The 17,252-nt window shown below is 60.1% G+C and carries 10 protein-coding genes; 7 read left to right on the forward strand and 3 right to left on the reverse strand.

What is annotated here, in order from left to right; all coding sequences use genetic code 11:
• Window positions 1-268 precede the first annotated feature (268 nt).
• Together mprF and ACI5GA_RS09430 are read left to right on the forward strand one after the other, a co-directional pair.
• Complete coding sequence (mprF, locus tag ACI5GA_RS09425) at window positions 269-2,911, forward strand: bifunctional lysylphosphatidylglycerol flippase/synthetase MprF (RefSeq protein ID WP_404639126.1); 2,643 nt, start codon at window positions 269-271, stop codon at window positions 2,909-2,911.
• Window positions 2,911-4,212, forward strand: a complete 1,302-nt coding sequence (locus tag ACI5GA_RS09430; protein WP_421422624.1) for an AcvB/VirJ family lysyl-phosphatidylglycerol hydrolase — start codon at window positions 2,911-2,913, stop codon at window positions 4,210-4,212. Before mprF ends, ACI5GA_RS09430 begins: the two co-directional genes overlap by 1 nt.
• Before the next feature lie 247 nt (window positions 4,213-4,459).
• Here ACI5GA_RS09430 and ACI5GA_RS09435 read toward each other — a convergent pair whose 3' ends face one another.
• Entirely contained in the window at window positions 4,460-6,358 is a 1,899-nt protein-coding gene (locus ACI5GA_RS09435) for a potassium transporter Kup (RefSeq protein WP_404639130.1), read from the reverse strand.
• Between the two features lie 271 nt (window positions 6,359-6,629).
• On the opposite strand from ACI5GA_RS09435, the gene rimO reads away from it, so the two are divergent.
• The 3 genes from rimO (at window position 6,630) to ACI5GA_RS09450 (ending at window position 9,403) form a co-directional block, all read left to right on the forward strand.
• Window positions 6,630-7,967, forward strand: coding sequence for a 30S ribosomal protein S12 methylthiotransferase RimO (gene rimO, locus ACI5GA_RS09440; protein WP_404639132.1), 1,338 nt, complete (start codon window positions 6,630-6,632; stop codon window positions 7,965-7,967).
• Window positions 7,968-8,189: 222 nt separating this feature from the next.
• Complete coding sequence (locus ACI5GA_RS09445; protein WP_421422625.1) at window positions 8,190-8,645, forward strand: GNAT family N-acetyltransferase; 456 nt, start codon at window positions 8,190-8,192, stop codon at window positions 8,643-8,645.
• A 32-nt stretch (window positions 8,646-8,677) separates the two neighbouring features.
• Complete coding sequence (locus tag ACI5GA_RS09450; RefSeq protein WP_421422626.1) at window positions 8,678-9,403, forward strand: 4'-phosphopantetheinyl transferase family protein; 726 nt, start codon at window positions 8,678-8,680, stop codon at window positions 9,401-9,403.
• 159 nt (window positions 9,404-9,562) lie between these two features.
• Here the strand turns inward: ACI5GA_RS09450 and ACI5GA_RS09455 are convergent, their stop codons facing one another.
• Both ACI5GA_RS09455 and ACI5GA_RS09460 read right to left on the reverse strand, forming a co-directional pair.
• Window positions 9,563-11,200, reverse strand: coding sequence for an ATP-binding protein (locus ACI5GA_RS09455; protein ID WP_404639138.1), 1,638 nt, complete (start codon window positions 11,198-11,200; stop codon window positions 9,563-9,565).
• 3 nt (window positions 11,201-11,203) lie between these two features.
• Window positions 11,204-11,941 (reverse strand): response regulator, encoded by a 738-nt coding sequence (locus ACI5GA_RS09460; RefSeq protein ID WP_404639140.1) that lies wholly within the window; start codon window positions 11,939-11,941, stop codon window positions 11,204-11,206.
• A gap of 771 nt (window positions 11,942-12,712) precedes the next feature.
• On the opposite strand from ACI5GA_RS09460, the gene ACI5GA_RS09465 reads away from it, so the two are divergent.
• Together ACI5GA_RS09465 and ACI5GA_RS09470 are read left to right on the forward strand one after the other, a co-directional pair.
• A complete protein-coding gene (locus tag ACI5GA_RS09465) occupies window positions 12,713-15,628 on the forward strand; it encodes a ribonucleoside-diphosphate reductase subunit alpha (protein WP_421422627.1) in 2,916 nt (971 codons plus the stop codon).
• A 283-nt stretch (window positions 15,629-15,911) separates the two neighbouring features.
• Complete coding sequence (locus ACI5GA_RS09470; RefSeq protein WP_421422628.1) at window positions 15,912-17,159, forward strand: ribonucleotide-diphosphate reductase subunit beta; 1,248 nt, start codon at window positions 15,912-15,914, stop codon at window positions 17,157-17,159.
• Window positions 17,160-17,252: the final 93 nt, after the last annotated feature.

Consider the following 17,252-nt stretch of genomic DNA (forward strand, 5'->3'; position numbering starts at 1 on the left):
CAGCAGGGTGAAACACTTGTCACATTTCTTTGCCGAAACCATGTGGCCTTGAGTTGGTTGTTACCGTATGTTGCCGGGCGCGATAGTTTTTGTGTCCGTGGTCGATACACTGCCGAGCATCTGAACCTAGACTCTATGGTCACGGAACGTATCGCCGTATTCGCCCGTTAGACGTTGAAGCGCTAACATCCTGAATTATTTTTTGCGTAGGGATTGGTAACTTGGCTGTATACCCCCATCCTGTCGCGCACGATCCAAGGAGTGATTGATGCGCGCCAACCCATCCGACACAAACGAAGCAGTTCCAGAGATGCCTCCGGCTCCCCCTGCCCGACTGCGCGCACGCGAGCTGGTGAGCAAATACCGTCAGCCCATCGGGGTGGCAGTCACCATTCTGCTGTTCGCCCTTGCGCTGATTGCCTGTCGGCACATGCTGACCGAACTCGACATTTACGCGCTGCAAGACTCGCTGCTGAGCGTACCGCTGCCCTCGCTGGGTGGCGCAGTGCTGGCAACGGTCATCGGCTTCACCATCCTGCTGGGCTATGAATGGTCCGCGAGCAAATACGCCAACGTCGACCTGCCTGCCAAATCGCTGGTCATGGGCGGATTCTGTGCCTTCGCGATCGGCAACGCGGTCGGCTTGTCGATGCTGTCAGGCGGCTCCGTGCGTTATCGCCTGTATTCGCGGCTGGGCCTGGGGGCGGGCGAAGTCGCTCATATGACCCTGTTCGCCAGCCTCTCTCTGGGATGCGCACTGCCACCACTGGCCGCTCTCGCAACCTTGAGCGATCTGCCTTCGGCCTCTCTCGCGCTGCATTTGCCGGTTGCGGTACTGGCGACCATCGCCGTGGCCGTGCTGGCTTTCAGCTTGATCATTGGCGTAGCGGTCTACCGTCGTCGGCTGCCTGAGCAGACCATTGCGCACAACCTGTTGGTCCGCGCTGGACGCCGCACGTTGCGCCTGCCGGGCCTGCGCCTGACGCTCATGCAACTGGTGATCACGGCACTGGACGTCGCGGCCGCCGCAGCGGTGCTTTATCTGTTGCTGCCATCCGCCCCGCCCTTCGGCGCGTTTCTGCTGGTGTATTTGCTGGCCCTGGCTGCGGGCGTGCTCAGCCACGTGCCGGGCGGCGTCGGGGTCTTCGAAGCGATCCTGCTGACCGCCTTTGCCGATGAATTGGGTGCTGCTCCACTGGCCGCTGCGCTGTTGCTGTATCGCCTGATCTACGTGCTGCTGCCTCTGCTGATCGCGTGTCTGGTGCTGCTGTTCAGTGAAGCCAAACGCCTGCTGTTTGCCCGTCAGGCGATTCGCGTCGCTTCAGGCCTGGGCGCGCCGATTCTGGCGTTGCTGGTGTTCCTGTCCGGCGTCGTGCTGCTGTTTTCCGGCGCGACACCGGAAATCGACACCCGCCTGGAAAGCCTTGGTTTCCTGATTCCCCATCGCCTGATCGACGCGTCGCACTTCGGTGCCAGCCTGATCGGTGTGCTCTGCCTGTTGCTGGCTCAGGGTCTGCGCCGTCGTCTGTCAGCGGCATGGATGCTGACCACCATCCTGCTGTTTGTTGGCTCGATCCTGTCGATTCTCAAAGGCTTCGACTGGGAAGAGGCCAGCCTGCTGCTGCTCACGGCCTGCCTGCTGGCGATCTTCCGTCGCTCGTTCTATCGCCCGAGCCGCCTGTTTGAACTACCGTTTTCGCCGCTGTATCTGGTGGCCAGCATCTGCGTACTGGGGGCGTCGTTCTGGTTGCTGCTGTTCGCTTATCAGGACGTCCCCTACAGCCATCAGCTCTGGTGGCAGTTCACACTGGACGCCGACGCTCCTCGCGGCCTGCGCTCTGCGCTGGGCAGCGCGGTGCTGCTGGTGATCGTCTCCTTGACCTGGCTGCTGCGCACGGCACGTCCGCAAATCGATCTGCCGAATGAAGAGCAACTGGCCAAAGCTGCTGAAATCATCAAGGCCTCGAACCAGCCGGATGGTGGCCTGGTGCTGACCGGCGATAAAGCGGTGCTGATGCACCCGGACGGCAACGCTTTCCTGATGTACGCCCATCGCGGCCGCAGCCTGGTGGCGCTGTACGACCCGATCGGCCCGACCCAGCAACGCGCCGAACTGATCTGGCAATTCCGTGACCTGTGCGACGTGCACCACGCACGCCCTGTGTTCTATCAGGTACGTGCAGAGAACCTGCCGTTCTACATGGACATTGGCCTGACGGCGATCAAACTGGGCGAAGAAGCGCGGGTGAACCTGAACACCTTCGACATCGACGCCAAAGGCAAGGAAATGAAGGACCTGCGCTACACCTGGAACCGGGGTGGTCGCGACGGTCTGTCACTGGAAATCTACGATGTCGGCCAAGCCCCCATGGACGAGTTGAAGGTGATTTCCGACGCCTGGCTGACCGGCAAGAACGTGCGCGAGAAAGGTTTCTCTCTGGGCCGTTTCAGCCTGGATTACCTCAAGCATTTTCGCATTGCCATCGTTCACTTCGAGGGCAAACCGGTCGCGTTTTCCAATTTGCTGGAGACCTCGCGCAACGACATCGCCAGCCTGGACCTGATGCGTTCGCACCCGGACGCGCCGAAGCTGACTATGGAATTCATGATGGTCGGCCTGATTCTGCATTACAAAAAGGAAGGCTACAGCCGTTTCAGCCTGGGCATGGTGCCGTTGTCGGGCCTGCAACCTCGGCGCGGCGCACCGCTGACTCAGCGTCTGGGCTCGATGGTGTTCACCCGCGGCGAGCAGCTTTACAACTTTCAGGGATTGCGTCGTTTCAAGGACAAATTCCAGCCTGACTGGGAACCCCGTTATATGGCCGTGCCCGCCGGACTCGATCCGTTGGTGGCACTGGCAGATACCGCCGCCCTGATCGCAGGCGGCCTGACTGGATTGGTGAAACGCTGATGATTCAACGCTACTGGCGCTTTTTGCTCGCAGCCCTGGTAATTCTGGTGGTGGCACTGGGTTTCTGGCTGTGGAACCGACCTGCCGCACAACCGACACTTGAACGCATGCCCCTGGACGATGGTTCGGCGCTGATCCGCGCCACCCCATCGACCAAGGTCAAGACCCGCGTCGCCCTTGCCGTCACCTCCGAAGACTCGCTGACCGAGAAGCAGGTTCTGGCGCTGAGCTACGACGCGTCGGCTCAAGTCATTCAGGTTGTCTTGCCCAAAGACGACTGCCAACTGCAAGAGAAGACCTTCAACGCGGCCTTGCAGAAACTCGATGGCACACCCGATGTCGTTGCTGGCATCAGCGCAGGCGGTTCGGTGGCCTGGGACTGGCTTGCAGGTCAAAACAACGACAAGGCTCAGGCCATTTCGGTGAACTTCGTGCTCAATCAGCCGGACTGCAAGGTTCCTGCGCCGAAAGCCGCCGCCCATGGCAAATGGACCGTGGCCTGGAACGATGGTCCGGACGATGACACCGCGGTATTTGTGCGTGACACGCCCAACGCCGAAACCAAGATCAGCGATTACGACATCAAATACCCGCAGATCCTCAACACCGAAGTCCGTCACCTGCTGATCGCTGACGACGCCAACGGCGGTCTGAACATTCCGGTGGTGGAAGTCCCGTCGAGCCAGCCTTCGGACACTGTGACCCTGTTCCTCTCGGGTGATGGCGGCTGGCGCGATCTGGACAAGGACGTGGCAGGTGACATGGCGAAATCCGGTGGCTACCCGGTGGTCGGTATCGACACCCTGCGCTACTACTGGGAGCACAAATCCCCCGAGCAGACTGCCACCGACCTGAGCGAGCTGATGGCCCACTACCGTCAGAAATGGGGTGCCAAGCACTTCGTGCTGGCCGGTTATTCCTTCGGTGCCGACGTTTTGCCTGCGGTCTACAACCGCCTGCCGGAAGAAGACAAGGCCCGCGTCGACGGCATCATCCTCCTCGCCTTCGCCCGCAGCGGCAGCTTCGAGATCGCTGTCGAGGGCTGGCTGGGCGCGTCCGGCAAAGAAGCCGCCACCGGCCCGGAAATGGCCAAACTGCCGGGTGACAAGGTGTTCTGCGTGTACGGTGTGGAAGAGAAGGACGAAAGCGGCTGCACCGAAGCCACCGCCCCAGGCCAGAAGCAACAATTGCCAGGCGGTCACCACTTCGACGAAGACTACCCCGCATTGGCCAAACGCCTGATCGCGGTCATCGATAAGTGGAAAGGCAAAGAAGCGCCGGAGTCGGCCAGCGCTGATTAACGGTCAGCCATAAAAAATCCCCGCACTCGTGAGACTGCGGGGATTTTTTATGGCTGACCGTTTCTGCCCAGAGAGCGCAGGAGTCCAGCTTGCTGACGATCTGCTGCGAAACAGCAGTAAGTTCGGTGGATACGTTTCTGGTGTCTCGGTGCAGCATGGTTTACGACGACTACGGTCGCCGATCGCAAGCAAGCTGCGCTCCTACGGCCTACGGCCAGAATCAAAAGCGCAGAGCATCGCTCACGGTTTACATCTCCACCTGCGTCCCCAACTCGATCACCCGGTTGTATGGCAGCTTGAAGAAGCGCAGGTTGCCGTTGGCGTTCTTCAACATGAAGGCGAACAGCCCTTCGCGCCAGCGAGCCATCCCGGCCAGTTTGGTGGAAACCACGGTTTCACGGCTCAGGAAGTAGGTCGTGCGCATCGGGCTGAAATCCAGATCAGGCAGATGGCAGAGTTTGAGCGCCGCCGGAACGTCCGGTTCGTCGATGAAGCCGAAGTGCAGAATCACCCGGAAAAAGCCTTCGCCATAAGACTCGACCTCGAAACGCTGCGCCGTCGGGACACGCGGGGTATCCTCGTAGACCACGGTCAACAACACCACCTGCTCATGCAGCACCTGGTTGTGCAGCATGTTGTGCAACAGTGCGTGAGGCACGGCGTCGGGGCGGGCCGTCAGAAACACCGCCGTGCCCTGCACCCGATGTGGCGGCTGCACGCGAATGCTGCTGATGAAAATCGGCAGCGGCAAGCCGCCCTCGTCGATGCGCTCCACCAGCAACTGCTTGCCGCGCTTCCAGGTGGTCATCAGGATGAACAACGCGATACCCGCCAGGAACGGGAAGGCCCCGCCCTGCACCACTTTCGGCACGTTGGCAGCAAAAAACAGGCCGTCGACGAACAGGCAGCCCAGCAGAATGGGCACCGCGACGATGGGTGGCCACTTCCAGCCCAGCAACATGACCGATGCCACCAGAATCGTGGTGCAAAGCATGGTCCCGGTCACCGCCACGCCATAAGCCGAGGCCAGCGCGCCGGAGGATTCAAAGCCCAGCACCAGCAGGATCACACCGACCATCAGCGACCAGTTCACCGCGCCGATGTAAATCTGGCCCTGAGCGTCACTGGAGGTGTGCTGGATGTACATGCGCGGGATGTAGCCCAGTTGAATCGCCTGCAACGTCATGGAGAACGCGCCGGAAATCACCGCTTGGGACGCAATAATGGTCGCCAGCGTGGACAGACCGATCAGTGGCAGCAGCGCCCAGCCTGGCGCGAGCAGGTAGAACGGGTTGCGCACGGCCTCGGGGTCTTCGATCACCAACGCGCCCTGGCCGAAATAGTTGAGCACCAGCGCAGGCAGTACCAGTCCGAACCAGGCGCGGGAAATCGGCTTGCGGCCAAAGTGGCCCATGTCGGCGTACAGCGCTTCGGCACCGGTCAACGCCAGCACCACCGCGCCCAGCACAGCAACGCCAATCCCCGGATGATCGATGAAGAAACGCACCGCCCAGACCGGGTTGACCGCGTGCAGCACCTCAGGCTGCTGAATGATGCCATGAATGCCTAGTACACCCAGGGTGACGAACCACAGCACCATGATCGGCCCGAACATCACGCCAATACGCGCTGTGCCGTGGCGCTGAATCAGAAACAGCGCCACCAGCACGATCAAGGCAATCGGCACGACCCAGTGATCCAGGCCGTCAAACGCCAGCTCCATGCCCTCAACGGCTGAAAGCACCGAAATGGCCGGAGTGATCATGCTGTCGCCATAGAACAGCGCGGCACCGAACAGACCGAAGACGATCATCGCCGCCTGCAACTTCGGAAACTTCGCCGACGCGCGACGCGCCAGCGCCGTCAGGGCCATGATGCCGCCCTCGCCGTCGTTGTCGGCACGCAGCACCAACGCCATGTATTTGAACGACACGACCCAGACCAGCGCCCAGAAAATCAGTGACAGGATCCCCAGCACCGCGTCATGCCCGGCCTGTACGCCGTAGCCGCCCACAAAGACTTCTTTGATCGTGTACAACGGGCTGGTGCCGATGTCGCCATACGCGACCCCCACCGCCCCCACCAGCAAACTCAAGGGTTTGACTGAAGAATGCCCGGTCTCTGCCTGACTCGTTGCGTGACCCATTTACCACTCCTGAAACCATGACTCGAGCACGCGATAGGCGGCTGTCCGATGGACCTGCCACTTACCGGTTAATTCCGATGAACCCGGCCGACAAGGGCCGCCGGGTTCAACGCCGCGAAGCATAGCGCAGCACTCGTCGTAATTCTCGGTATAACGCTGGTCAATCGCGGCGCTCATCGCTAGAATTGCGCACTTTTTGATCAGAGGCGCCCCAAGCGTCCAGTCGATGCCCAGGCCAGTCGCCTCGGCATACCTACACCGAGGTTAGTCAATGTCCACCGTTACCACGCCTGCCGCCCCCAAGGTCGGTTTCGTTTCTCTGGGTTGCCCGAAGGCGCTCGTCGATTCGGAGCGCATCCTCACTCAGCTGCGCATGGAAGGCTATCAGGTCGTGCCGACCTATGAAGATGCCGACGTGGTCGTGGTGAACACCTGTGGCTTCATCGACAGCGCCAAGGCTGAATCGCTGGACACCATCGGTGAGGCCATCGCAGAAAACGGCAAGGTCATCGTGACCGGCTGCATGGGCGTGGACGAAAGCGTGATTCGCGACGTGCACCCGAGCGTATTGGCCGTGACCGGTCCGCAGCAGTACGAGCAAGTGGTCAACGCCGTGCACGACGCAGCGCCGCCGAAGCTCGATCACAACCCGCTGATCGACCTGGTACCACCACAAGGCATCAAGCTGACCCCACGTCACTACGCTTATTTGAAAATTTCCGAAGGCTGCAATCACAGTTGCAGCTTCTGCATCATCCCGTCGATGCGCGGCAAGCTGGTCAGCCGTCCGGTGGGCGATGTGCTGGATGAAGCCCAGCGTCTGGTCAAGGCGGGCGTCAAAGAGCTGCTGGTCATCTCCCAGGACACCAGCGCCTATGGCGTCGACGTCAAATACCGCACCGGATTCTGGAACGGTCAGCCGGTGAAAACCCGCATGACGGAGCTCTGTGTGGCCTTGAGTTCGCTGGGCGTCTGGGTGCGGATGCACTACGTCTACCCGTACCCGCACGTCGACGAGATCATCCCGTTGATGGCCGAGGGCAAGATCCTGCCGTACCTGGACATTCCGTTCCAGCACGCCAGCCCGAAGATCCTCAAGCTGATGAAGCGCCCGGCCTTCGAAGACAAAACCCTGGCACGCATCAAGAAATGGCGCGAGCAATGCCCGGACCTGATCATTCGCTCGACGTTCATCGTCGGCTTCCCCGGCGAAACCGAAGAAGATTTCCAGTACCTGCTGGACTGGCTGACCGAAGCGCAACTGGATCGCGTCGGTTGCTTCCAGTACTCGCCGGTTGAAGGCGCCCCTGCCAACCTGCTGGATGCGCCGGTCGTGCCGGATGACGTGAAACAGGAACGCTGGGATCGCTTCATGGCGCACCAGCAGGCCATCAGCGCTGCACGCCTGCAAATGAAGATCGGCAAGGAAATCGAAGTCCTGATTGACGAAGTAGACGAGCAAGGCTTCGTGGGCCGTTCGTTCTTCGACGCGCCGGAAATCGACGGCAACGTGTTCGTTGAAAGCGATCGTGATCTGAAGCCCGGCGACAAGATCCTGTGTCGCGTGGTCGATGCCGATGAGTACGACCTGTGGGCTGAGCCGGTCTGACGGGGAAATTTTCTCCTGTAGGAGCCGGCTTGCTGGCGAAAGCGGTGGATCAATCAATATCTCAGGGACTGACATACCGCGTTCGCCAGCAAGCCGGCTCCCACAAGGGCAGCGTCCAGCCGAGATCGCCCGCTCAACAACCCCGCCCGTCAAACGGCGGGGTTTGTTTTTCCGGCTATCGTCTCCATATCAGGACCACGATAAAAAAGGAGAAGAGGCGACATGACCCATCATTCGGTCATCTACCTGCCGAAACCGCACGACTACGCCGAACTGACTCGTGTCTGGGAAGCATCGGTCCGCGCGACTCACGATTTTCTGCCGGAAAACTACATCACACTGCTCAGAAACTTGCTGGAGACCCAGTACCTCGATGCGGTGAACCTGTTTTGCACCCGCGACTCCCAGCTGCACATCACCGGTTTCGGCGGTACCAGCCCCGGTAAGCTGGAGATGCTGTTCATCGCCCCGGAGTACCGCGGCATGGGCTTGGGCAAAAAGCTGCTGAACTACGCCATCGAACACTTCGATGTCAGCGAGCTGGACGTCAACGAGCAAAATCCGCAGGCACTGGGCTTCTATGAAAAGCAAGGCTTCGAGGTCGTTGGACGTTCGAAGGTCGACGGATTGGGGCGCCCCTATCCGATGCTGCGCATGAAACTCAAATCCGCGCGCTGACCCCCACTCCCCACACCCGCACCCTGCCGACCATGACCGAGCCGATGACACTCCCTCGTTGCTGCGCCGCCCTCACCGCCCACTGGCCGCTGCCTCATGCGCTGGACAATGTGGTGCTGGTCAGCAGCGCCTTCGACCCACACCAACTGGCCGAAGGCGACTTTCAGCACTGCCTGATCGAACCGCCCGCCAGCATTCAACGCTCCGTGGCCAAGCGGCAGACCGAATTTCTCGCCGGGCGCCTGTGCGCCCGAGAAGCCATGCGCCTGCTCGATGGTCGTCAGCATGTGCCGCCAATCGGCGAGGACCGGGCACCTGTCTGGCCGGGCGACCTGTGCGGCTCGATCACCCACAGCACCGGCTGGGCTGCGGCCATCGTGGCCAGCAAGCAACACTGGCGCGGACTGGGGATGGATGTCGAGCAACTGATGAGCAGCGAGCGGGCCTCGCGACTGGCCGGGGAAATCCTCACCGCCGATGAGCTGCAACGTATGGCGGCCGGGCCAGAGCACCAGATTGCCTTACACGTCACCCTGACCTTTTCCCTCAAGGAAGCGCTGTTCAAGGCGCTTTACCCCCTTGTGCTCAAACGCTTCTATTTCGAAGACGCCGAATTGCTCGACTGGTCGCACGACGGCCGCGCACGCCTGCGATTGAAGATCGACTTGTCAGAGGAATGGCATGACGGCAAGGAACTGGATGCACAGTTCAGCGTGCGGGTTGGGCAGTTGTTGAGCCTTGTGGCGATTGTGAAGTGAACCCGAAATACACCGGCATACGCAGATCCCCGTGTGGGAGTGAATTCATTCGCGATGGTGGTTCGGTCGACGCAGATGTATGGGTCATACCGCCGTCTCGCGAATGAATTCGCTCCCACAGGGGTCATTATTCAACCCCGGACTCCGTTAAAACGCTGTTTAAATGTCACGTTGCTCACGCGGCCAGGCCAGACTGAAACACGCCCCGCCCAACTCGCTACGCCCGATCAACGCCCGGCCACCATGCCAGTGCACGATACGACGCACGATCGACAGGCCCAACCCATGCCCGCCCGAGGCGCGGGTGCGGCTGTCGTCCAGACGCATGAACGGCGTGAAAATCCGGTCCCATGCGCTTTCCGGCACACCAGGGCCGTCATCCTCGACATCGATTCGGCAACGATCCTGACCCAACTGAAAGCCTATTCTGACTTGGGATTCGGCATGGCGCATCGCGTTGCTCACCAGGTTCTGCAATGCCCGGTGCAAATAGCGAGGTTCTGCTTCGACCCACGCTTCAGCGAACATCTCAGTCTCATCAATGACCGCCACGCATTGCCCACGGCCGACGCGCACATTGGCCCGCAGCGGTGCCAACTCGGTGATGACTTGATCGATCAGCGCCTGCAAATCGATACGCTGGAAGTTCAGGGTCGGCGAGCCCTGCTCAAGACGCGCATACGTCAGCATCTCGTCCACCAGCTTGTCGAGGTCCTGAATGTCATTATCCATGCCCACCATGTACTTGTGCCGCGCTTCGGGCGTACTGGCGTCGCTGATCATTTCCAACCCAAAGCGCAAGCGCGCCACGGGCGTTCGTAGTTCATGGGACACCGCGCGCACCAGTTCGCGCTGAATCGTGAGCGAGCGCTGCAAATGCTCGGCCATGCCGTTGAACGCCGAGGCCAGGCGCCCCACTGAATCGGCACCGGTTTCAGGCACGCGGGTTTCCAGACTGCCTTGGGCGATCTGCGTGGCCGCCGCTTCCAGCCCGCGCAGCCGATGCTCAAGACGGCGCACCAGCAGGTAGACCACCACGCCGATCAGGCACAGACCGAAAAACGTAATCAGAATCAGCAATTCCGGCGGATAGGGGTTGAATTGATACAGCGGACCGATCTCCAGCACCCACGGGGTCTCGCCAACACCCGATAGCACGCGGATCGAATCGCCGCCCTTACCCAATGCCATCACCGTGTCGCCTTCGTCGATACGGCGGCGCTGATCGTCATCGACATCCGTCTGTTCCAGCTTGATCAGGTGCAGATCGAAACCGAAGCCCTTGCTGATGCGCAGGGTTTCCAGGCGGATCGGCTGTTCATCGACGGGCAGGCGCACCAGTTCGTCCAGCAACAGATACATGGTCGCCCGGGCCAGTTGCTCGCTGATCTGCTGCACTTCACCGGTCAGTAGCAGCGCGCTGCCGGGTTTGCCAGGCACGGCAGGCTCAACCTCGCGAAACACCCGCGCGGCATGGGGACCGGTCTGTTCAACCACGACCTGCCCGCGGCTCAGCCGGTTGCGCGTGCCGCCCTCCAAATGCGCCTGCTCAGCGGTTTGCAGCGACAACGGAATTCCCAGCAAGCGCTCCCACACCGCCAATGCGCGGGTGCGTTCGATGCTGTCCATCAATTTGAGGTTGTCGGCCATCAACGTGAACGTGCCGTGGGCGAGCTGTTCCCGGTACTGCTCGCCGCGCACGGTGTTGGCAACGTGCAAGGTCAGGACGCCCAGCAGCGCGACCAGCACCAGAACGCCCAGCATGCCGCCGTAAATGCGCAAGAAGATGGAATTCATGCTTTAACCGTTGAGCAAGAAAGGGGGCATGTCCCTGGCCGCTTCCGGCACGAACAGGTAGCCCTTGTTGCGCACCGTTTTGATCAGGCGCGGATGAACAGGATCGTCGCCAATTCTGGGGCGGATTTTCGAAATACGCACATCGATGGAGCGATCCTGCCCGTCGTACCCCACCCCGCGCAGGGCGGTGAAAATCTCTTCTCGCGACAAAATCCGCCCGGCATTGGTCACCAGCAGCCACAACAGGTCGAACTCGGCACTGGTCAGTTCAATGGAGCGCTCGTTAAGCCAAGCCTCACGCAAGGCGCTGTCGACCACCAACGGGCCGAACACCAGACGGCGCGGCTCCTGAGCAGGGACTTGCAGAGGTTCGCTACGCCGCAACAGGGCATGAATCCGCGCCAGCAGCACCCGCGGGTGTACGGGTTTGCAGACGTAATCGTCGGCGCCCATGTCCAGGCCCTGAATCTGATCACTGTCGTCGGTGCGCGCCGTGAGCATCAGAATCGGGCCGCCGTACTGACCCCGCACGTTGCGGCAGACACTCAGGCCGTCTTCGCCTGGCAGCATGAGGTCAAGAATCACCAGATCGGGCTGCTCATCCACAATCCGCTTCACCGCCCGCGCACCATCCCCTTCCAGGCTCACTGTCAGGCCGTTGCTTTCAAGGTAATCGCGAGTCAGTTCAGCAAGGCGCAGGTCATCCTCGACGATCAGCACCTGCCAGGGTTCTTGTTGCAAGGTCGTGGTGCTCCTGCGTTGTTCTTATTAGATAGAAGGCCTACGCGGCCAGAGTCAGGAAAGGGGGCACCTTTACGTTCGATTCTAACCATTTGCCAGTGCCTTGTTTTGTGATCGCCTTCGCGCCCTCAAAAAAACCGTCTGGTCTAAATAAAGCCGTAAAAAACAGCGATCGACGGCTCATCCCAGTCGCCACGCGGCCTACACGCAATTTCCCCAATTCCCACACACATTACACACAGGGTTATCCACAGAACACACGTTGCATTTCGTGTCGCCAACACATAATCTTGTACCTCGTCGCCGAGCCACCCCCTACATGTAGGGTTTGAGCCGAAAGACCAAACACAAGTGACAGCGGCATTTCAAGCTTTTTTCTTGCGCCCACAGGGCTGAATCACCACCGGTTTTACCGCCTGACCGCTGCCATTGAGATGGCCAGCAAACGTTTCAGGATTTACGCGTAACGGTATGAGTGTTGCAACAAAGAACGAGCATTCTGCATCAGATTTATCTGGGTGACGGGTCGACCCGCGCCCTTGGGCTTTGTACGAAATGTTTTGAGAAGAAGGTAAGGCTGTTTTCAACGCAGCAGGACCGAGTATCAAGACTTTTCATACACAGCCTCGGACTTCAACGCCAGGGATGGTGCCTTAGAGCTTCCCCAACCGCTTTGAAGTCTCGAACCGACGTTTGTCGGTCGTTTGCTTCAAGACGGAACGGTGGGTACTGACCAGTGCCCAAATAAACATAGAGAACGTGGAGAGACCCATGCAAACAGACACAACTCGCGAGAACTCGCCGGCCATTGCGCCGCAGACAGGTGCGACCCAGCAGGACCTGTCCGCGACCGCTCCGGGTCAGCTGCGCGTGATCAAGCGCAACGGCACCGTCGTTGCGTACACCGATGACAAGATCACCGTCGCCATCACCAAGGCTTTCCTCGCAGTTGAAGGCGGCACTGCCGCTGCGTCGTCGCGTATCCACGACACCGTTGCCCGCCTGACCGAACAAGTCACCGCGACCTTCAAGCGTCGCATGCCCTCGGGCGGCACCATCCACATCGAAGAAATTCAGGATCAGGTAGAACTGGCGCTGATGCGCGCTGGCGAGCAAAAAGTGGCTCGCGACTACGTGATCTACCGTAACGACCGCTCCAAAGAGCGTGCCGGTCGTGGCGGCGAAGCCCCGGTTCAAGCTCACCCGTCGATCCGTATCACTGCCAACGACGGTAGCCTGGCGCCGCTGGACATGGGTCGTCTGAACACCATCATCACCGAAGCGTGCGAAGGGCTGGCCGAAGTCGACGCCAAGCTGATCCAGAACGAAACCCTGAAAAACCTGTACGACGGCGTGGCGCTTAAAGACGTCAACACCGCTCTGGTGATGACCGCGCGCACGCTCGTCGAGCGTGAGCCGAACTACTCGTTCGTGACCGCACGCCTGCTGATGGACACCCTGCGTGCCGAAGGCCTGGGCTTCCTGAACGTCGCCGAAAGCGCCACCCACCACGAAATGGCCGACCTGTATGCCAAGGCGCTGCCTGCGTACGTCGCCAAAGGTATCGAGTTCGAACTGCTGAACCCTGTTCTGGCCGAATTCGACCTGGAAAAACTGGGCAAGGCGATCAACCACGAGCGCGACCAGCAGTTCACCTACCTGGGTCTGCAAACCCTGTACGACCGCTACTTCATCCACAAGGATGGCGTGCGTTTCGAACTGCCACAGATCTTCTTCATGCGCGTCGCGATGGGTCTGGCCATCGAAGAGAAAGCCCGTGAAGACCGCGCCATCGAGTTCTACAACCTGTTGTCGTCCTTCGACTACATGGCGTCGACCCCGACCCTGTTCAACGCCGGTACCCTGCGTCCACAGCTGTCGAGCTGCTACCTGACCACCGTTCCGGATGACCTGTCGGGCATCTACCACGCCATCCACGACAACGCCATGCTGTCCAAATTCGCAGGCGGTCTGGGTAACGACTGGACCCCGGTTCGTGCGCTGGGCTCTTACATCAAGGGCACCAACGGCAAATCCCAAGGCGTCGTACCGTTCCTGAAAGTCGTGAACGACACCGCCGTCGCCGTTAACCAGGGTGGCAAGCGCAAAGGCGCTGTCTGTGCCTACCTGGAAACCTGGCACATGGACATCGAAGAGTTCATCGAGCTGCGCAAGAACACCGGTGACGACCGTCGTCGTACCCATGACATGAACACCGCCAACTGGATCCCTGACCTGTTCATGAAGCGCGTCTTCGATGACGGCAAGTGGACCCTGTTCTCGCCGTCCGAAGTACCGGACCTGCACGACCTGACCGGCAAGGCCTTCGAAGAGCGTTACGAGTACTACGAAGCACTGACCGAGTACCCAGGCAAGATCAAGCTGTTCAAGACCATTCAGGCCAAAGACCTGTGGCGCAAAATGCTGTCCATGCTGTTTGAAACCGGCCACCCATGGCTGACCTTCAAAGACCCGTGCAACCTGCGTTCGCCGCAGCAGCACGTCGGCGTGGTCCACAGCTCGAACCTGTGCACCGAGATCACCCTGAACACCAACAAGGATGAAATCGCGGTCTGCAACCTGGGCTCGATCAACCTGCCGAACCACATCGTCAACGGCAAACTGGACACCGACAAGCTCAAACGCACCGTCGACGTGGCCGTGCGCATGCTCGACAACGTGATCGACATCAACTACTACTCCGTGCCGCAGGCGAAGAACTCCAACTTCCGCCACCGTCCGGTCGGTCTCGGCATCATGGGCTTCCAGGACGCGCTGTACCTGCAGCATATCGCCTACGGCTCCGACGCTGCCGTCGAGTTCGCCGACCGTTCCATGGAAGCGGTCAGCTACTACGCCATCCAGGCCTCTTGCGACCTGGCCGATGAGCGTGGCGCCTACGAGACGTTCCAGGGTTCGCTGTGGTCCAAGGGCATCCTGCCGCTGGATTCGCAACAGATCCTGATCGAAGCCCGTGGCCAGAAGTACATCGACGTCGACCTGAACGAAACCCTGGACTGGGCGCCAGTGCGTGCTCGCGTTCAGAAAGGCATTCGTAACTCGAACATCATGGCCATCGCACCGACCGCGACCATCGCCAACATCACTGGCGTCTCGCAGTCGATCGAACCGACCTACCAGAACCTGTACGTGAAATCGAACCTCTCGGGCGAATTCACCGTGATCAACCCGTACCTGGTTCGCGACCTGAAAGCCCGCGATCTGTGGGACTCGGTCATGATCAACGACCTCAAGTACTACGACGGTTCGGTGCAACAGATCGAGCGCATCCCGCAAGAGCTCAAAGACCTCTACGCCACCGCGTTCGAAGTCGAAGCCCGCTGGATCGTCGACGCAGCAAGCCGTCGCCAGAAGTGGATCGACCAGGCTCAGTCCCTGAACCTGTACATCGCTGGCGCCTCGGGCAAGAAACTGGACGTGACCTACCGCATGGCCTGGTACCGTGGTCTGAAAACCACCTACTACCTCCGTGCCCTGGCCGCGACCAGCACCGAGAAATCGACCATCAACACCGGCAAGCTGAACGCCGTTTCCAGCGGCGGCCATGGCCCGGACGACTCGGCGATCACCGCCCCGCGCCCAGCCGAGGCAGCCCCGGCAGCAGGTCCAGCGCCAGTGCCTAAGGCCTGCGCGATCGACGAGCCAGACTGCGAAGCTTGCCAATAAGCACGCTGGACGCCGCACGATTCTGAGCGGCGTCCGCGTTGTTGCCGAGTTTTCTGGCCTCCTCACGTACAGACGTACGCTCCGGGGTCCAAAAAACTCGGCGCCTAGCGGCCGCTCGCTCAGACTCGCGCTCTTCATGCAGTGCCTGTCAGACAAAGCAAAATCAGGGGCACAGATCCCCAAGACTTCATGTTCTTTGCGTGCAACGCCTGATACGCAACCAACACTCAAGATCCACCAGGTCAGTCATGAGCACTGACCCTCACGCAGGAGACTCAACGTCATGCTGAGCTGGGACGAATTCGACAAAGAAGACACCACTGAACCCGTCAAAGGCGCCAACGCAGGCCACGCTGCGGAAGCGGCCATGGACAAACTCGACAGCGCCGGTGGTGCCGCCGCACTGGAAGCACGCGCCGTCAACGCCAACGACTCCGCCGCTGTTGCCCGCGCCAAAGCCGCGCTGGACAAACTCGACATCGCCGAAGGTCTGGCCGAACTCGAAGGCTCCGCTGCCCGCGTTGCCGTCGACGAAAAGCGCATGATCAACTGCCGCGCCGACCTCAACCAACTCGTACCCTTCAAGTACGACTGGGCCTGGCAAAAGTACCTCGACGGCTGCGCAAACCACTGGATGCCGCAAGAAGTCAACATGACCGCCGACATCGCCCTCTGGAAAAACCCGGAAGGCCTGACCGACGACGAACGCCGCATCGTCATGCGCAACCTGGGCTTCTTCTCCACCGCCGACTCGCTGGTTGCCAACAACCTCGCGCTGGCTGTGTATCGCCTGATCACCAACCCTGAATGCCGCCAGTACATCCTGCGCCAGGCCTTCGAGGAAGCGATCCACACCCACGCCTACCAGTACTGCATCGAATCGCTGGGCATGGATGAAGGCGAGATCTTCAACATGTACCACGAGATCCCGTCGGTCGCGAAAAAGGCCGCCTGGGGCCTGAAATACACCCGCGCCATCTCCGACCCGGAATTCAACACCGGCACCGTCGAGACCGACAAAGAACTGCTGCGCAACCTGATCGCCTACTACTGCGTGCTGGAAGGCATCTTCTTCTACTGCGGCTTCACCCAGATCCTCTCCATGGGCCGTCGCAACAAAATGACCGGCGTCGCAGAACAGTTCCAATACATCCTGCGCGACGAATCCATGCACCTGAACTTCGGCATCGACGTGATCAACCAGATCAAAATCGAAAACCCGCACCTGTGGGATGCTGAGTTGAAGGAAGAAGCCTCGCAAATGATCCTGCAAGGCACCCAACTGGAAATCGAATACGCCCGCGACACCATGCCACGCGGCGTGTTGGGCATGAACGCCGCGATGATGGAGGACTACCTCAAGTTCATCGCTAACCGTCGTCTGAGCCAGATTGGTTTGAAGGAAGAATACCCAGGGACCACCAACCCGTTCCCGTGGATGAGCGAAATCATGGACTTGAAGAAAGAGAAGAACTTCTTTGAGACTCGGGTGATTGAGTATCAGACTGGTGGGGCGTTGAGCTGGGATTGATTTGATCCCTTCAGTTTTCACGATAACCGAGACTGTGTTCAGAAATCTGAGACTGACCGCACCAAATTGAGGCCTTGCTCATCCATCATGAGC

Source organism: Pseudomonas sp. Pseu.R1 (genome assembly GCF_045764065.1).
GTDB lineage: Bacteria > Pseudomonadota > Gammaproteobacteria > Pseudomonadales > Pseudomonadaceae > Aquipseudomonas.

Excerpts from the sequence above, each read along its gene's own strand:
- ACI5GA_RS09455 (WP_404639138.1), bottom strand. The coding sequence starts at position 11,200 with ATGAATTCCATCTTCTTGCGCATTTACGGCGGCATGCTGGGCGTTCTG.
- rimO (WP_404639132.1), top strand. The coding sequence starts at position 6,630 with ATGTCCACCGTTACCACGCCTGCCGCCCCCAAGGTCGGTTTCGTTTCT.
- ACI5GA_RS09465 (WP_421422627.1), top strand. The coding sequence starts at position 12,713 with ATGCAAACAGACACAACTCGCGAGAACTCGCCGGCCATTGCGCCGCAG.
- mprF (WP_404639126.1), top strand. The coding sequence starts at position 269 with ATGCGCGCCAACCCATCCGACACAAACGAAGCAGTTCCAGAGATGCCT.
- ACI5GA_RS09435 (WP_404639130.1), bottom strand. The coding sequence starts at position 6,358 with ATGGGTCACGCAACGAGTCAGGCAGAGACCGGGCATTCTTCAGTCAAA.
- ACI5GA_RS09450 (WP_421422626.1), top strand. The coding sequence starts at position 8,678 with ATGACCGAGCCGATGACACTCCCTCGTTGCTGCGCCGCCCTCACCGCC.
- ACI5GA_RS09430 (WP_421422624.1), top strand. The coding sequence starts at position 2,911 with ATGATTCAACGCTACTGGCGCTTTTTGCTCGCAGCCCTGGTAATTCTG.
- ACI5GA_RS09470 (WP_421422628.1), top strand. The coding sequence starts at position 15,912 with ATGCTGAGCTGGGACGAATTCGACAAAGAAGACACCACTGAACCCGTC.
- ACI5GA_RS09445 (WP_421422625.1), top strand. The coding sequence starts at position 8,190 with ATGACCCATCATTCGGTCATCTACCTGCCGAAACCGCACGACTACGCC.